This window comes from Isoptericola variabilis (assembly GCF_050311655.1).
GTDB lineage: Bacteria > Actinomycetota > Actinomycetes > Actinomycetales > Cellulomonadaceae > Isoptericola > Isoptericola variabilis.
Genome location: NZ_JBNOZM010000007.1, coordinates 232,448 through 248,678 on the forward strand (window position 1 = coordinate 232,448; position 16,231 = coordinate 248,678).

The window sequence follows — 16,231 nt, forward strand, 5'->3', positions numbered from 1 at the left end:
GGGCGTCGCGTCAAACGTGTCTCACGCAACGATGCTGCCCGACCGCGCGGCCCGCGGCCACCTCGCGGCGTGGCGGGCAGCACGCCGCGCCGACCGTCAGCCCGCGAGCAGCCGGCCCACCAGCCCGCCGTGCAGGCGCCCGTCGGGGTCGAACCGCGCGGCCAGCCGCCGGAAGTCGTCGAACCGCGGGAACAGCGCCGTCGTCGTCGCGGCGTCGAGCGTGCTGACCTTGCCCCAGTGCGGCCGCGCCCCGAGCGGCACCAGCGCCTGCTCGACGGCGGGCAGCACGGCCCGCACGTCGTCCTCGCGCGGCAGCCACGTGAAGTGGAACGCCACGGACGGCTCGTCGAAGGGGCTGAGCCACAGGTCGTCGGCGGCGACGGTGCGGATCTCGCTGGTCTGCAGCAGCGGCGCGACCGTCGGGCCGAGGCGGCGCATCGCCTCGATCGCCGCGGCGGCGTGGCGGCGCGGCAGCAGGTACTCCGACTGGACCTCGTCGCCGTTCGACGGCGTGAACTCCAGCCGGAAGTGGCTCAGCCGCTCGTGCCACGGGCCGTCCACGCCGAGCTGCTCGGTGCACGCCGACGGGTCGACGCCCGGCAGCGGGTGCACCGGCACGTCCGACCAGCGCAGGAAGTCGGGGGCCAGCCCGCGGACCGCGGGCCGGTCCGCGCGGGCCACGGACTTGAACCACACGTGCCGTACCGCCGGCTCGTCCCAGCTGGTGAAGGCGCTCACCGAGTAGGCCGCGGAGGTGATGGCGTCGAAGCTCGCGACGAACGTGTCCCACGGGACGTCCGCCGCGACGTCCTGCCGCACCACGTACGCCGGGACGGTGCGGAGCTCGACCCGCGTCACGACGCCCAGCGCCCCGAGCGCCACGACCGTGCCGGGGAAGACGTCCGGGTCGCTCGCGCGCGTGATGCGCCGCAGCTCGCCGCCCGGCGTCATGATCTCCAGGCCCTCGACGGCGCTCGCGAGGCTCTGGTTCGTGTCGCCGGAGCCGTGCGTGGCCGTGGCGACCGCGCCCGCCACGGAGATGTGCGGCAGCGACGCCAGGTTGCCCAGCGCGCGGCCGGTGGCGTGCAGGGCTCGGGCCACCTCGCCGTAGCGCAGGCCCGCGTTCACGGAGACGACCTCGCCCTCGGCCCCGTCCTCGGCCGTGAGCGGCTCCACGGCCGGACGCCCGTCGTCGAGCCCGTCCACCTGGACGTGCACGCCGTCCGTGTCGGCGACGTCGTTGAACGAGTGGCGCGACCCCAGCGCGCGCACCCGGCCGCCGGCGGTGAGCACGTCGGCGAGCTCCTCCAGCGACGTGGGGCGCACGACGGAGCGCGCGGAGTAGGTGAGGTTCCCGGCCCAGTTGCGATGCACGGGACCACCCTGCCATCAGCGCGGACGGCGTGGCGGCTCAGTCCAGGTTCAGTGCAGGTACGTGTCGAGGTCCGCGACGGCGGCGTCCAGGGCGGCGCGCTCGGCCGGCGTGGGGTCGCGCAGCCACTGCACGTCCAGCGCGGTGCGCCCGGCCGGCCAGCGCCAGCGGCCCGCGACGACGCCGTCCACCGCCAGCGAGTGCACGTACGCCCCCGCCCGGTCGGGGGGCGGGAGCGCAGGGTCGAGCACGACGTGCCGCGTCTCGCGGTAGGACATGAGGAGCTCGTCGTACGCCTGCAGCAGGTCGGCGACCGGCCGGTCGGGACCGCCCTCCGGGCCGCCCCCGAGCCCTGCGCCGCCGTCCGCCCATGCCTCCGCCGTGGCCGCCGTCGCCACCAGCGTCAGGCCCTCGAGGTCGCCCGCTCCCGGCACCCGGACGGCCTCGCCCGCGTCGACCAGCGCGGCCAGCGCGGGCTCGAGGTCCCGCACGGTGACGTCGCTCCACAGGCGCAGGTCGTTGAGGGTCGCGAAGCCGCGCCCGGGCAGGTAGCGGCGCCACAGCTCGACGACGGCGGCCTCGGGATCGAACCGCTCGCCCAGCGGCCCGTAGCCGGCGGGGACGCGGTCGTCGAACGTCGCGTACGACTGGTGCTGCAGCTCCTTGCCCGCCGGCGGCGGGCCGCTGATCACGAGGCGCCGCAGCTCCGCGTGCATGAGCATCTGCGTGAACGCGAGGCCCGGCGCGTCGGGGTCGAGCGCCCCGCGGGCGACCAGCTCGGCCTTGATCTCCGCGCGCGTGCGCGGCCCGTCCGCGACGGCGGCGGCGACGGCGTCGGTACCCGGGCGCAGGTCGCCGAGGTCCCACGACCGCTCGGTGGACGCCATGAGCCTCTCGACCCGCGGGGCGGTGAGCTCGAGCAGCCACCGCGCGTCGCGCGGGCGCACGAGGTGCCACGTGGGACGCAGCACGTGGGTGCGCAGCAGGTCACCGTCGGCGAGCGCCGCGTTGAGGGCGGAGCGGCCCGGGCGGGACGACGGCGCCACCCGGCGCGAGAGCCCCCACAGCGCGGGCTGCAGCTCCTGCCCCTGCACCGCGAGGAGGGCGTCGACGACGGCGCTCGCGTCGGGCAGGCCCGGCCCGCGCAGGCCGGTGGCGGCGAGGCGCGCGGCCCGCACCGCGGCGCCGTCGACACCGCTGCCGCCGCCGACGTCGCTGCCGGTCGGGCCCGTCACCCGCTCAGCCGGCCCGACCGGCGGGCTCCGCCTCCGCGAGGGGGATGCGGCCGCCCATGCCGACCATGTCGAGCACCTCCGCGACCGCCTCGGACGGCTGGTAGAGGCTCACGGGCGTCCCCGTCTCCTGCCCCAGCATGTACACCTGCAGGATGAACGCGACCCCGGACGAGTCGATGAACGTGACGTCCCGGGTGTCCAGCACGACGGGGTGCGTGGAGCCCCGCGCCGCGAGCGCCGCCATCGCGTCGCTCGCCGCCTCGCGCAGCGCCGCGTCGACCTCGCCCCACAGGGTGAGGACGGTCGCCTCGTCAGTGGTCCGGGACGCGATCCCCGAGCTCGGCAGGGGGTCGCTGCTGCTGTCGATGTCCATGTGGTCGTGATGCTCCCGTGCGTGGGGCCGTGCGGCCTGGGGACGCCGTCTGCGTCCTCTCTGTACAGCGAACGGCCCGCGTCGAGTGTTCCCCCGTCAGACGGATTCGTCCAGCGTCCGTTCAATCCTGGCGGGTCGACGCCGGCCCGGCCGGCGCCGCGCGGGCGGGGCCCGCCGGTCCAGGGTCGTCCAGGTCGGTGACGTCCGCGACCCGGGCGTCGAGGATGCGAGCGAGGTCACCGCCGTCGACCGTCGCGGAGACGCCGTGGCCGCCGCCCCCGATCGACACCGGTCCCGCGTCCACGAGCCGCGAGTCCGCGACCACGGGCCAGGGCGTGAGCGAGCCGAACGGCGTGATGGTGCCGCGCTCGTAGCCGGTGACGTCGCGCGCCACCTCCTTGTCCGGCATCGACAGCCGGGACACCCCGAGCAGCGTCCGCAGCCGCGGCCACGCGATGGTGCGGTCGCCCGGCACCAGCACGAACAGGAAGTCGCCGTCCCCGCGGCGCACCACGATCGTCTTGATCACCTGCGACGGCGTGACGCCGCGCGCGGCGGCGGCCTCCGCGAGCGAGCGCACCGGGCCGTGGCGGACGATCTCGAACGCGATGCCGGACGACTCCAGCGCCTCGCGCGTCCGCCGCTCGCCGGGGGTCTCGGCGGGCGGCGTGGACGACGTCACTCGCCCGTACCCGTCACGACGAGGGTGACCTTGCTCCCCCGCAGGACGAGCTTTCCCGCCGCCACCTCGGCGCCCGCGACCAGGGTCCCCGTGGCCTCGGCGTCGTCCTCGACGCCGTCGGGGGTCGCGGCCGCGAACCCGCGCGACTCGAGCTCCTCCCGGGCCGCGGCGACGGTCAGCCCGGCGACGTCCGGGAGGGGTTCCGCCGCACCCCCGGTGATCCGGACGGTCGAGCCCTTGGCGACCTTGTCGCCGGCGCCCTGCGTCTCGACGACCAGGTCGTCCGCCCCGACGTCGCCCGACGTCTCGACCACGAACCCGAGGCCCTCGAGCTCCGCCCGGGCGTCGGCCACCGACCAGCCGGTGACGTCGGGCACCGTCACCTGCTCGGGGCCGCTCGAGACGTAGAGGGTCACGGACGAGCCCGCGGCCACCTCGGTCGAGGCGTCGGGATCGGTCCCCAGGGCGACGCCCGCCGGCCGCTCCGTGCTGTGCTTCTCGACCACGGTCACGGTGAGCCCGCGGTCGCGCAGCGCCTGCTTCGCCGCGTCGCCGGACTTGCCGGCCACGACCGGCACCGCCACCCGCTCCGGCGACGGCTCGGCCTCGGGGCCGCCCGAGACGACGAGCGTGACCGTGGAGCCGGCCCGGACCTTCGTGCCCGCGCCATTGGTGGTCACGACCGAGCCCTCGGGGACGTCGTCGTCCGCGCGCGTCACGGTCGTGACCTTCAGCCCGAGCGCCTGGAGCTTCTTCTTCGCCGTGGCGAGGGTCTGGCCGGAGACGTCCGGCACGGTGACCTTGGCGGGCGTGGCGGGCCGGTCGGACGATCCGCCGCCCGTGCCCGGGTCCTTCGCCCCGCCGCCGGACGTCGAGCCGGACGGCTTCGAGCCCTTGTCGGAGGTCCTGCCCTTCGCCGTGTCGCCCTTGGTCCCCTTGCCGTCCTTGCCGCCGGTGGCCTTCGAGCCGCCCTTCGAGCCGCTCGTCGTGTCGTGGGGACCCTTGCCGGCCTGCTCGGCCGCGGCCGTGGGGCCGCCGCCCCCCGCGACGTCGTCGGACGTCCACGCCCGGTCGGGGATCGGGCCGGCGGCGAAGAACTCGAAGTGCCACGGCTCGGGCTTCGAGCCGGTGGAGCGCGCCCACGACGGGTTGTCCCAGCCGTAGTCCGGCGCGTGCACCCGCATCCACGCGTGCTCGGCGGACGTGAAGGTGGAGATCGGGTAGCCCAGGTCGACGGCGAGGCCCCAGCCGTGGTTCGACGTGCCAGGCGTCGCCGCGAGCCACCCCTTGGTGGCCTTGACGCGGATCTGCAGCTCCAGCGAGCGGTACGAGTCGGTCATCGGGATGGGCACCCCGAACTCCTTCTCGTACTCCTTGCTCAGCGCGGAGAGCTGCTCGGCGGCGTCGCAGCGCAGCATGTGGCCGGGGGCGAAGTCGAGCGGGCACAGCGCGGACGCCGGGATGCGCCCGTTGGCGTAGCCCGCCGTGCTCGTGCCGTACCGGTCCACGACCTCGCGCAGGCTCGCCGTGAGCGTGGCGCGCGCGGCGAAGGTGCCGTCCATCCCCGCGGGCAGGATGCCCGCCTGGAGCGTCGTCGTCGCCGGGTCCAGGAGCGTGGCCAGACGCGTGGCGGCGACGACGACGTCGTCGAACGTCACCTCGTCGCCGTCGTGCCCGGCCTCGTCCGCGGGCTCCTGGTCCGGCTGCTCGGCGTCCGGCTGCTCGGCGTCCGGCTGCCCCGCGCCGGGCCGCTCGCCCGTGGCCGGGGGTGCGGGCTCGTCGGCAGGAGCAGGGTCGGTCGCGACCTGGTGCGCGACGGTCATGGCCGGCGGCCCGTCGGTCGCCGGGGGCACGACGTCGGGCGTCGTGTCGGGCGTCGTCGTCTCGGGCGTCGCGGGCGCCGGCAGCACCGGCGAGGGCACCTCGGCGTCGGCGGCTGCGAACGGACGGTCGGACGACCTGGCCGCCTGCTGCGCCAGGTAGGTGCTGAGCAGCATGCCGAGCTCGGCGGCGGCCTGGTCCACCGCGGGCGTCACCTTCCGGCCCGCCTCCTGGCCGGCGAGCTCCGCACGCTCGAGGACGCCCAGCACCTCCTGCAACGTCGTCGGGCCGGTCGACGCCGGCGCACCCACGACGCCGACGGAGACGCCCTCGCCCACGCGGCTGCCGGCGCCGACGTCGGGCGTGCGCTGGTCGGCGGCGAGGGTCTGGAGGGCGTCGGCGTTCCAGGGGAGCCCGGCGACGGGGGCCGCGAGGAACCCCGCGGCGACCACGCACGTCGCCGTCGCCGTCGCGAGCAGCCTGCCGACACGCACGCCCCGTCCGGTGTCCCTCGGAGACCTCACGACGACGAACCTCCCCCATCGGCACTGCTCAGGCGCTCGGATCCTGCCACACCTCGGGGTCGTCGTGTGACACGGGCGACAGGACCGTCCCTTCACTGTGCGTCACGCGCCACGCTCCTGCCACCCCTGCGACGAGAGTTCACGCGACGCTCATCCGCGCACCATGACCGGAGCAACCGTCACGGCGCCCTGATACGCCCCGCCCACCGGGGACGTCGCGCGGCAGACTGGGCGCATGACCACCGTCGACCTCAACAGCGACCTCGGCGAGGGGTTCGGCCGCTGGACGCTCGGCGACGACGAGGCGATGCTCGACGTCGTGTCGTCGGCCAACGTGGCGTGCGGCTTCCACGCCGGCGACCCGGCCTCCATCCGCCGCACGGTGGCCCTGGCCGCCGCCCGCGGCGTGGCCGTCGGGGCGCACGTCGGCTACCGCGACCTGGCGGGCTTCGGTCGCCGCGACATCGACGTCCCGTCGGCCGAGCTGCGGGCCGACGTCGTCTACCAGGTCGGCGCGCTGCAGGCGCTGGCCGCCGCCGAAGGCACTCGCGTCACCTACGTGAAGCCGCACGGCGCGCTGTACAACCGGGCGGCCGTGGACCGCCGCGTGGCGGACGACGTCGCCGCCGCCGTCGCCGCCGTCGACCCGTCGCTCGTGCTGCTCGGTCTGCCCGGCACGCTCGCGCTCGCCGCCGCCGAGGCCGCGGGCCTGCCCACCGCGGCGGAGGCGTTCGCCGACCGCGCCTACACGCCCGCCGGCACGCTGGTGCCGCGCAGCGAGCCGGGCGCCGTCCTGCACGACCCGGACGTCGTGGCCCGCCGGATGCTGCGGCTCGTCACCGAGGGCGTGGTCGAGGCCGTCGACGGCAGCGTGGTGCGAGTGCCCGCCGACTCCGTGTGCGTGCACGGCGACACCCCCGGCGCGGTCGCGATGGCCCGCCGGGTGCGGGCGGCGTTCGACGACGCGGGCGTCGCCCTCGCCGCGTTCGCCCCCGCGACGCCGGGAGCCTGAGAGTGGGCGGGCCGGAGCGGGTCCCGCCCGTGCGCGCCCTCCCTGTGCGCGTCCTGCCCGCGCGCGACGACGCCCTGCTCGTCGAGGTCGACGGCCTCGCGCACGCGCTCGCGCTGGACGCCTCGCTGCGCGACGACCCCGTGGCGGGCGTCGGGCAGCCCGTGCCCGGCGCGCGCACGCTGTTGGTCCCCTTCGACCCGTGGCGGCTGCCGGCGGCCCGCCTCGCGGACGAGCTGCGCGCGCGGGCGGGCAGTGCGGACATGGTCGTGGGACCGACCGGGGACGACGCCGGCGGGCGGCTCGTCGAGCTCCCCACCGTGTACGACGGCGAGGACCTGGCCGACGTCGCGCGGCTGCTCGGGTGCAGCCCTCAGGAGGTGGTGCGGCGGCACGCCGGGGCGTCGTGGGTGGTGGGGTTCGTCGGCTTCGCGCCGGGGTTCGCGTACCTCACCGGGGACGACGCCGGGCTGGTCGTGCCGCGGCGGGAGACGCCGCGCACCCGCGTGCCCGCCGGCTCCGTGGCGCTGGCGGGGCCGTACTCCGGCGTCTACCCGCGCTCCAGCCCGGGCGGCTGGCAGCTGGTGGGTCGGACCGACGTCGTCACCTGGGACGCCGACCGCGACCCGCCCACCCCGTGGGCCCCCGGCGACCGCGTCCGGTTCACCGCCGTGCGTGCGTCGGCCCGGGGAGCCGAGGCCGCTCGCGGCGGCACTTCGCGTTCGGCGCGGCAGTCGGAACTGCCGCCGCGAACCGAGACTGCCGCGCCGACGACGCCGGGCACCGGGGGGACGGGGATGTCGGGCGCGGCGGTGGAGGTCGTCACGCCCGGGCTGCAGGCGCTGGTGCAGGACCTCGGCCGCCCGGGGCAGGCGCACCTCGGCGTGTCCGGGTCCGGGGCGGCGGACCCGCGCAGCCTGCGGGCCGCGAACCGCGCGGTGGGCAACCCCGTCGGGGCGGCCGCCGTCGAGGCCGTGGGCGGCGGGCTGCGGCTGCGCGCCCGCGCCGACGCCGTCGTCGCGCTGGCCGGTGCCGACGCGAGCGCCGTCGTGCACCGCGGCGGCGACCCGGACGACGCCCGCCGCGCACCCCTGGCGCGGGCGTTCCGCCTGCGCGCCGGCGACGAGCTCGCGCTGGGCGCCCCGGCCCGCGGCCGGCGCACGTACGTCGCCGTCCGCGGCGGCGTCGACGTGCGGCCCGTGCTCCGCTCGCGCGCCACCGACACCCTCGCCCACCTGGGCCCTGCCCCCCTCGCCCCCGCCTCCCGGCTGCGTCGTGGGTGGGCTCACAACATCGGGGCGGTGGCGGTGGACGACGTCGGGGCGCCGGACGGCGCGGCGCTGCCCGCGCCGGGCGAGGTCACGACGCTCCCCGTCGTGCTCGGCCCGCACGACGACTGGTTCACCACCGACGCCGTCGCCGCGCTGCTCGACCAGCAGTGGCGGGTGACCGACCGCTCGGACCGGGTGGGGCTCCGGCTGGAGGGCGCACCCCTGACCCGCACGGCCGGCGCGCAGGGCCGCGAGCTGCCCAGCGAGGGCTGCGTGACCGGCGCGCTGCAGGTGCCGCCGGACGGCCTGCCGGTGCTGTTCGGCGTCGACCACCCGCTCACCGGCGGCTACCCGGTCGTCGCGGCCGTGGCGTCGACGCACCTGTGGCTGCTGGGACAGCTACCGCCGGGGGCGCTGCTGCGGTTCACGCCGACCTCCGCCGGCCCGTGAACCTCGAACCCCAGGCGACTTGACGAATTCATGGCCTTCTATAGACAGCCATGGGCATTCTCTGGGCAGAATGCGGCTCTGACCTCGAGACCGGGAGGGACCATGCGCCACCCTTCGACCGACGTCTGGCCGGGCGACCCGCACGAGGTCTGGCGGCGCGCCGCTGACACCACCGCCGGCACGCCGTTCCCGGCGCCCCCGCCCTGGCGCGACCTGGACGACTTCGTCCGCACCGTGACCGTGCCGCGCACCTACCTGGGTGCGGCCGGCCTGGTCGCGCTCGGCGGCCTCTGGCTCGGCGGCGTCGCCGTCGCCGCGCTCGTGCAGCTGGACAGGCATCCGATGCCCGACGACACGCCGTGGTACTTCCAGGCGGCCGCGGGCCCCCTGGTCGGACTCATGCCGTGGAGCGGCTACGTGGCGCTGGCGGTCGCGGTCGGCGCGGTCGGATGGTCGATCCTGCACGTCCGCCGCGGGCGGGCCCGGCGCGACGACACGGTGCGCGGCGTGCACGCCCGCGCCGTGGCCACCGGGTACGTGGTGCACAGCGGCTCGTCGTCGCTGCGCGTCGACACGGACGAGGGCACCGCGCCGACCCGGCTGCTCGTCGACGCGCGCCTCCCGGAGGCCGCCGCGGCGCGGCTGCGCGCCGCAACGCGCGCCTGGCTCGCGGCCCTGCAGGGTGACGCCGCCGCCACCGCGGCGGCCCGCGCACGGTTCGGCTCCCGGGACGCGGTGCCGCTCGCGGAGATCTTCGGGGCGGACGCAGCCGGCGGGTGGCTCGCCCGCGGCCCGGTCGACACGGCGCGCTGGCACCTGGTCGTGCCCGACGGCGATGCCGGCGCCGAGGACGCGCTCGACCCGTTCACCCTCTACGCCCTGCGCCACCCCCGCCCCGCGGAGGCGAGCGCCGCTCCCGACCCGACGGCGCTCGCGGCGCGGGACGTGGCGCCGCCTCATCCGTTCGGCTGACTCCCGGCGAGCCCGGCAGGCGATGTGGCCGTCCGGTGCCCGGAACCACGATGGATCCGACGCACCGACGCACCGGGCACGCACCGCCGTCCCGGGCACGAGAGAAGGACTGCCCCATGAAGCTCACGAAGTCGACGAAGCCCGCCACGATCGCCGTCTCGGCGCTGATCGCGCTGGGGGCGCTCACCGCCTGCAGCACGGGCGAGGCCGACGCGGCCGCGGGCGCGGGCACCACCGCGTCGCAGGAGGCCGCGGACCAGGAGGCGGCGCAGGACGCGCAGACGCCGTCGGACGTGCTCGCGTCGACCGCGTGGGAGACCACCGGCGCGACCGACGCCGACGGCGAGGACGTCCCGCTCGACGACGAGAACGTCAGCGCCTTCGTGGGCTGGGCGTACTTCGAGGCCGACGGCACGTTCACGATGTACAACCTGGACGACAGCCCGAAGATGCAGGGCGACTGGACGGTCGACGAGGAGGGCACGACCCGCCACATCGTCGCGAAGGACGACGCCGGCGAGGTGCAGTTCGAGCGCGACTCCGACATCGTCACGCTGACCGACGAGGAGTTCACCTACCGCGTGTTCCCGGAGGAGGGGAACACGGACGTGTACTACGACATCGTCCACACCCCGACCGACCACGAGGAGCCGGCCGCCTCCTGAGCCGCTGCTCCGCCCCGGCGAGCGCCCGTCCCTCCGCGGGGGCGGGCGCACGCCGTGCACGACGAAGCTCAGGCGAGGCGCGCCAGCAGGCTGAACGCGTTGGGGACGCGCCCGTCCCAGGCGGCGGCGTCGAACCCGTCGGGGCGCCAGAAGGGCTCAGGGTGCTCCTCGAGGTGCTCGATCTCGAACCCGGCACGCAGGCAGTCCATGACGGTCTCGGCGAGGGTGCGCTGCCGCTCCACCGCGCCGTGACCGGGGAACGTGTCGTTGACGTGCGACGCCGCGAAGTACCCGCGGTCCGGGCGCACCCGGATCTCGTCGGCGTCCCACGCCCACAGCGGCACCAGCGGGTGCGCCTCGTAGACGTAGAACCGGCCGCCGGGCCGCAGCAGTCGGCGCACCTCGGCGAGGAACGCGGGCAGGTCCGCGACCCAGATGAGCGCGCCCTTGCCGGTGTAGACGAGGTCGGCGCAGGCGTCGTCGAGCCCGCTGTCGGGCAGCGTCGCGCGGGTGTACCGGCAGGGCAGGCCCAGCTCGTCGGCCCGGCGCTGCGCGCTCTCCACCGGAGCCGGGCTGTAGTCCAGACCGTGCACGGACCGTGCGCCCAGCCGCGCCAGGGCGACGTCGTCCAGGTCGTGGCCGCTCATCGGGTGCACGACGTCGGCGCCCCGGACCAGCTCCCCGATCGCGGCGACCTCCGCGGGCAGCAGCCGGGCGGTGCGGGCCTGCTCCAGGTGCTCGTCGTACTCGTCGGTGTACTTGCGCGAGGCGACGGCCCACGCGGCTCGGGTGTCGTCGTCGACGGAGTCCATGCGGCCACCCTGGCACGGCCGCACCTCGACCCCCGCCGGAATTTCGTGCGCGGCTCAGGTGGCCGGGCGCTCGGCGGTCAGGGCCGCGCCCACCTGCCCGGCGAGCGTCGCCGCGACCCGCCGGCGGTCGAGGTCCGGCCGGCAGACCCGCGTCGACGACGTGAGCACGTACCGGCCGTGCACCACCCCGCCGTGCTCGACGAGCAGCTCGGTCACGTCGTCCACAGGCAGCCCGTCGCGCGCCACGTCAACGAGGCTTCCGCCGCGGGTCACGGTGCCGTCGCCGTGCAGGCGCGGCCGGGCCGGAGGGCTCGGGGCGGTGCCCGGGTCGAACCGGCAGGCGTCGATCCCCAGGACGTCGACGATCCGGCGCCCGACGGCGCCGACCAGGTCGCCGCCGCCCGCGCCGTCCGCGACGGCGCGGGCCGCGGTGACGATGCCGTCGAGGTAGCCGGCACGCTCGCTGGCCCGCGCCTGCTGGCGCCGGCCCCACAGGGCGATCTCGGTGACGGCGATCCCGACGACGAGGAGCAGCACCGCCGTCTCGACGTCGGCCGGGTCATCGATGGTGAGCCGCTGGTACGGCACGGTGAGGAAGAAGTCGAACCACACGCCGCACGACAGCGCGGCGAGGACACCCGCCAGCCGGCGACCGGACGCGGCGAACGCGACGACCACGAGCACGAGCCCGAGCGCGGCGTTCGTGTTGGCCACGCCGTCCCGGAAACCGGCGAGCACGGCGCAGGCCGCCAGCGGCACCACCAGCGCCGCCCACAGCACCAGGGCCGAGCCCTGCGTCGTCGTCCTCACACCTCCATCAACCGCCCGGCACCGGCCCGGCGTCAACGGGCCCGGGAGGCCCGCCCGTATGGCTTCCGTCAGGGTGCGCCCGGGCGCCGTATGGATCCCGTGAGGACGGGCCTGGAGGGCTTCCGGCGGGTGTTGCATCGACGTCGGCACCCGGGAAGGGCGCCCGGCCCGCCCCTCTTCCGGAGGCCGGCCGTCGGAATCGAAGTGGGGACGTGCTGGTGCTTGACGTCGTCTACGTGCTGGGCGTGATCGCCCTGTTCGCGCTGGTCGCCGGGATCGGGAAGGCGGTGGAGAAGCTGTGATCGTCGTCGAGCTCCTCGCCGCCGCGCTCGGCGTGGCCGCGCTGGTCTACCTCGTGGTGGCCCTCGTGAAGCCGGAGAAGTTCTGATGGGCTGGGTCGGGGCGGTCCTCGCGCTCGGGACCGTCGCCCTCGTCCTCGCGGCCGTGCACCGGTCGTTCGGGGACTACATGGCCACGGTGTACACCACGCCCCGCGACTGGCGGCTCGAGCGGGGCCTGTACCGGGTCCTCGGCGTCGACCCGCGGTCCGGGCAGACGTGGCAGGCCTACCTGCGCGGCGTCCTGACCTTCTCGCTCGTCGGGCTGCTGCTCCTCTACGCGCTGCAGCGCACGCAGCAGTGGCTGCCGTACTCGCTGGGGCTGCCCGCCGTCGCGCCGGACCTGTCGTTCAACACGGCCGCGTCGTTCGTCGGGAACACGAACTGGCAGTCGTACTCGCCCGAGCAGACCGTCGGCTACACGGTGCAGCTCGCCGGGCTCGCGGTGCAGAACTTCGTCTCCGCGGCGGTCGGCATGGCCGTGGCCGTGGCGCTGGTGCGCGGGTTCGCGCACCGCCGCACGGGCACGATCGGCAACTTCTGGGTCGACCTGGTCCGGGGCTGCCTGCGCATCCTGCTGCCGCTCTCGGTGGTCGGCGCGGTCGTCCTGATGATCGGCGGTGTCGTGCAGAACGTCGACGGCTTCACCGACGTCACGACCGTGGCCGGCGGGACGCAGAGCATCCCCGGCGGGCCGGTGGCCTCGCAGGAGGTCATCAAGCTGCTCGGCACCAACGGCGGCGGGTTCTTCAACGCGAACTCGGCCCACCCGTTCGAGAACCCCACGGCGTGGACCAACGTCGTCGAGGTGCTGCTCATGCTGGCCATCCCCTTCTCCCTGCCCCGCACGTTCGGGCGGATGGTGGGCGACCTGCGGCAGGGGTACGCGATCCTCGCGGCGATGGGCGTGATCTTCGTGGCGTCGTTCGCGGCGCTCACGGCCTTCGAGAGCGTCGGCAACGGCACCGCGCCCCAGCTCGCCGGCGGCGCGATGGAGGGCAAGGAGGCGCGCTTCGGCATCGTCGGGTCCACGCTCTTCGCCACGACGAGCACGACGACGTCGACCGGCGCCGTGAACTCGATGCACGACTCGTACACGGCGCTCGGCGGCATGCTGCCGATGCTGAACATGATGCTCGGCGAGGTCGCGCCCGGCGGCGTCGGGTCGGGCCTCTACGGGATGCTCGTGCTGGCCGTCATCGCGGTGTTCGTCGCCGGCCTGCTGGTGGGCCGCACGCCCGAGTACCTGGGCAAGAAGATCGGGCCCCGCGAGATCAAGCTCGCGAGCCTGTACATCCTCGTGACGCCCACCCTGGTGCTCGCGGGCACCGCGCTCAGCTTCGCGATCCCCGCGGTCCGCGAGAGCGTCGTCTCGACGTCGATCTGGAACCCGGGCGTGCACGGCATGTCCGAGGTCCTCTACGCCTTCACCTCCGCGGCCAACAACAACGGCTCGGCCTTCGCCGGCATCACGGCGAACACCCCCTGGATGAACACGGCGCTCGGCGTCGCGATCCTGCTCGGGCGCTTCGTGCCGATCGTGCTCGTGCTCGCCCTCGCCGGGTCGCTCGCCCGCCAGGACAAGGTCCCGGCAACGGCGGGGACCCTGCCCACGCACCGCCCGCAGTTCGTCGGGCTGCTCGTCGGGGTCGTCGTCGTCCTCACCGCACTCACCTACTTCCCCGTTCTCGCGCTGGGTCCCCTGGCGGAAGGGCTCGTGTAAGCCATGACCACCCTGATCGACACCCCGTCGTCCCCGTCCCCGTCGACGTCCCGCACCCCGGGCGGGGCCTTCTCCTGGGCCCAGGTGCGGGACGCCCTGCCCGGCGCGTTCCGCAAGCTCGACCCGCGCCAGATGTGGCGCAACCCCGTGATGTTCGTCGTGTGGGTGGGCGCCGCGCTGACCACCGTGCTCGCCGTCGTCGAGCCGTTCCTCGGCGGGCCCGCCGAGTCCGGCGGCACGGTCGTGCCGGGCTCCTTCACCGCCGTCATCGCGCTGTTCCTCTGGCTCACCGTGGTGTTCGCGAACCTCGCCGAGTCGGTCGCGGAGGGCCGCGGCAAGGCGCAGGCGGACACGCTGCGCCAGACCCGCACGGCCACCGTCGCGCACCGCGTCGTCGGGTACGACGACGCGGCCGACCCCGAGGCCCGCCGCGCCGCGCTCGAGGACGTGTCCTCGGCCGACCTGGCCCTCGGCGACGTCGTCGTGGTCGCCGCCGGCGACCTGGTGCCGGGCGACGGCGAGATCGTGCGCGGCATCGCGTCCGTGGACGAGTCCGCCATCACCGGCGAGTCCGCGCCCGTGATCCGGGAGTCCGGCGGCGACCGGTCCGCCGTCACCGGCGGCACGCGGGTGCTGTCCGACCGGATCGTCGTGCGCATCACCTCGAAGCCCGGCGAGACGTTCGTCGACCGGATGATCGCGCTCGTCGAGGGCGCCAGCCGGCAGAAGACGCCGAACGAGATCGCGCTGAGCATCCTGCTCGCGTCGCTGTCCATCGTGTTCGTGGTCGTGGCGCTCACCCTCAACCCGATCGCCTCGTACGCGGCGAGCCCGGTGAGCGTGGCGGTGCTGGTCGCCCTCCTCGTGTGCCTCATCCCGACGACGATCGGCGCGCTGCTGTCCGCCATCGGCATCGCCGGGATGGACCGCCTCGTGCAGCGCAACGTGCTCGCGATGTCCGGCCGCGCCGTCGAGGCCGCCGGCGACGTCACGACGCTGCTCCTCGACAAGACCGGCACCATCACCTACGGCAACCGGCAGGCGAGCGAGTTCCTGCCGCTGTCCGGCGTCGACGCGCGCGACCTGGTGCGCGCCGCCGCCCTGTCCTCCCTCGCGGACCCGACGCCGGAGGGCGCGTCGATCGTCGCGCTCGCCGCCCGGGTCGGGGCCGAGGTGGGCGACACCGCACCCGGCGAGGTCGTGCCGTTCACGGCGCAGACCCGCATGTCGGGCCTCGACGAGCCCGACGGCACGCAGATCCGCAAGGGCGCCGGCAGCGCGGTCATGGCCTGGCTGGGCGACGGCGGCGCCCCGGCCGCCCCGGTCGTCGCGGAGGTGGAGGACGCCGTCGAGCGGGTGGCGCGGTCCGGCGGCACGCCGCTGGTCGTGGCGGTCCGGGCGCCGGGCGAGCCAGGCCGTGTGCTCGGCGTCGTGCACCTCAAGGACGTCGTCAAGGAGGGCATCGCGGACCGGTTCGCCGAGCTGCGCTCCATGGGCATCCGCACCGTCATGGTGACCGGCGACAACCCGCTCACCGCCGCGGCCATCGCCGCCGAGGCCGGGGTGGACGACTACCTCGCCGAGGCCACTCCGGAGGACAAGCTGGAGCTCATCCGGCGCGAGCAGGCGGGCGGCAGCCTCGTCGCGATGACCGGCGACGGCACCAACGACGCCCCCGCCCTCGCGCAGGCGGACGTGGGCGTCGCGATGAACTCGGGCACGTCGGCCGCGAAGGAGGCCGGCAACATGGTCGACCTCGACTCCGACCCGACCAAGCTCATCGACGTGGTCCGCATCGGCAAGCAGCTGCTCATCACCCGCGGCGCGCTGACGACGTTCTCGATCGCCAACGACATCGCGAAGTACTTCGCCATCATCCCGGCGATGTTCATGGGCGTGTTCCCGGGCCTGGAGGCCCTCAACATCATGGGCCTGAGCTCGCCGTCGTCGGCCGTCGTCTCGGCCATCGTGTTCAACGCGATCATCATCGTGCTGCTCATCCCGCTGTCCCTGCGCGGCGTGCGGTACCGGCCCATGGACGCCTCGAAGACCCTCGGGCGCAACCTCCTGGTCTTCGGCCTCGGCGGCATCGTCGCGCCGTTCGTCGGCATCTGGCTCATCGACCTCGTCGTGCGCCTCGTCCCCGGCTTCTGAGCAGAGCAGGAAGAAGGAAC

14 protein-coding genes are annotated in these 16,231 nt (G+C 75.5%); 7 read left to right on the forward strand and 7 right to left on the reverse strand.

The genetic code is table 11. The features are described from left to right. Positions 1-96: 96 nt before the first annotated feature. The 5 genes from ACQP60_RS16495 to ACQP60_RS16515 form a co-directional block, all read right to left on the reverse strand. The gene (locus tag ACQP60_RS16495) at positions 97-1,374 is read right to left on the reverse strand and encodes an FAD-binding protein (RefSeq protein WP_429734801.1); all 1,278 of its coding nucleotides are present in this window, start codon (positions 1,372-1,374) and stop codon (positions 97-99) included. A gap of 48 nt (positions 1,375-1,422) precedes the next feature. Next, on the reverse strand, positions 1,423-2,607 hold the full coding sequence (locus tag ACQP60_RS16500; RefSeq protein ID WP_429734803.1) for a winged helix DNA-binding domain-containing protein: 1,185 nt from the start codon (positions 2,605-2,607) through the stop codon (positions 1,423-1,425). A gap of 4 nt (positions 2,608-2,611) precedes the next feature. Beyond that, positions 2,612-2,980 (reverse strand): STAS domain-containing protein, encoded by a 369-nt coding sequence (locus tag ACQP60_RS16505; RefSeq protein WP_429734805.1) that lies wholly within the window; start codon positions 2,978-2,980, stop codon positions 2,612-2,614. Between the two features lie 121 nt (positions 2,981-3,101). Then, positions 3,102-3,662 (reverse strand): aminoacyl-tRNA deacylase, encoded by a 561-nt coding sequence (locus tag ACQP60_RS16510; protein ID WP_429734807.1) that lies wholly within the window; start codon positions 3,660-3,662, stop codon positions 3,102-3,104. Then, the gene (locus ACQP60_RS16515) at positions 3,659-6,007 is read right to left on the reverse strand and encodes a PASTA domain-containing protein (RefSeq protein WP_429734809.1); all 2,349 of its coding nucleotides are present in this window, start codon (positions 6,005-6,007) and stop codon (positions 3,659-3,661) included. The genes ACQP60_RS16510 and ACQP60_RS16515 overlap by 4 nt, the downstream gene beginning before the upstream one ends. Positions 6,008-6,242: 235 nt before the next feature. Between ACQP60_RS16515 and ACQP60_RS16520 the strand changes: the two genes are divergently transcribed. The 4 genes from ACQP60_RS16520 to ACQP60_RS16535 all read left to right on the forward strand — a co-directional run bounded on the left by ACQP60_RS16520 (position 6,243) and on the right by ACQP60_RS16535 (position 10,374). Next, a complete protein-coding gene (locus ACQP60_RS16520) occupies positions 6,243-7,019 on the forward strand; it encodes a LamB/YcsF family protein (RefSeq protein ID WP_429734811.1) in 777 nt (258 codons plus the stop codon). A gap of 29 nt (positions 7,020-7,048) precedes the next feature. Continuing rightward, positions 7,049-8,737 (forward strand): 5-oxoprolinase subunit B/C family protein, encoded by a 1,689-nt coding sequence (locus ACQP60_RS16525; RefSeq protein ID WP_429734813.1) that lies wholly within the window; start codon positions 7,049-7,051, stop codon positions 8,735-8,737. 102 nt (positions 8,738-8,839) lie between these two features. Beyond that, entirely contained in the window at positions 8,840-9,709 is an 870-nt protein-coding gene (locus ACQP60_RS16530) for a hypothetical protein (protein WP_429734815.1), read from the forward strand. A 116-nt stretch (positions 9,710-9,825) separates the two neighbouring features. Continuing rightward, the gene (locus ACQP60_RS16535; protein WP_429734817.1) at positions 9,826-10,374 is read left to right on the forward strand and encodes a DUF4822 domain-containing protein; all 549 of its coding nucleotides are present in this window, start codon (positions 9,826-9,828) and stop codon (positions 10,372-10,374) included. A 68-nt stretch (positions 10,375-10,442) separates the two neighbouring features. Here ACQP60_RS16535 and ACQP60_RS16540 read toward each other — a convergent pair whose 3' ends face one another. Together ACQP60_RS16540 and ACQP60_RS16545 are read right to left on the reverse strand one after the other, a co-directional pair. Beyond that, positions 10,443-11,186 (reverse strand): class I SAM-dependent methyltransferase, encoded by a 744-nt coding sequence (locus ACQP60_RS16540; protein WP_429734819.1) that lies wholly within the window; start codon positions 11,184-11,186, stop codon positions 10,443-10,445. A gap of 54 nt (positions 11,187-11,240) precedes the next feature. Continuing rightward, entirely contained in the window at positions 11,241-11,996 is a 756-nt protein-coding gene (locus tag ACQP60_RS16545; protein WP_429734821.1) for a DUF4118 domain-containing protein, read from the reverse strand. A gap of 298 nt (positions 11,997-12,294) precedes the next feature. Between ACQP60_RS16545 and ACQP60_RS16550 the strand changes: the two genes are divergently transcribed. Genes ACQP60_RS16550 through kdpB form a run of 3 tightly spaced genes read left to right on the forward strand, consistent with a single transcriptional unit; the run spans position 12,295 to position 16,211 of the window. Further along, the gene (locus ACQP60_RS16550; protein WP_429734823.1) at positions 12,295-12,384 is read left to right on the forward strand and encodes a potassium-transporting ATPase subunit F; all 90 of its coding nucleotides are present in this window, start codon (positions 12,295-12,297) and stop codon (positions 12,382-12,384) included. Beyond that, positions 12,384-14,057 (forward strand): potassium-transporting ATPase subunit KdpA, encoded by a 1,674-nt coding sequence (gene kdpA / locus ACQP60_RS16555; RefSeq protein ID WP_429734825.1) that lies wholly within the window; start codon positions 12,384-12,386, stop codon positions 14,055-14,057. Before ACQP60_RS16550 ends, kdpA begins: the two co-directional genes overlap by 1 nt. 3 nt (positions 14,058-14,060) lie before the next feature. Beyond that, entirely contained in the window at positions 14,061-16,211 is a 2,151-nt protein-coding gene (kdpB, locus tag ACQP60_RS16560; RefSeq protein ID WP_429734827.1) for a potassium-transporting ATPase subunit KdpB, read from the forward strand. The last annotated feature ends 20 nt before the right edge of the window (positions 16,212-16,231 follow it).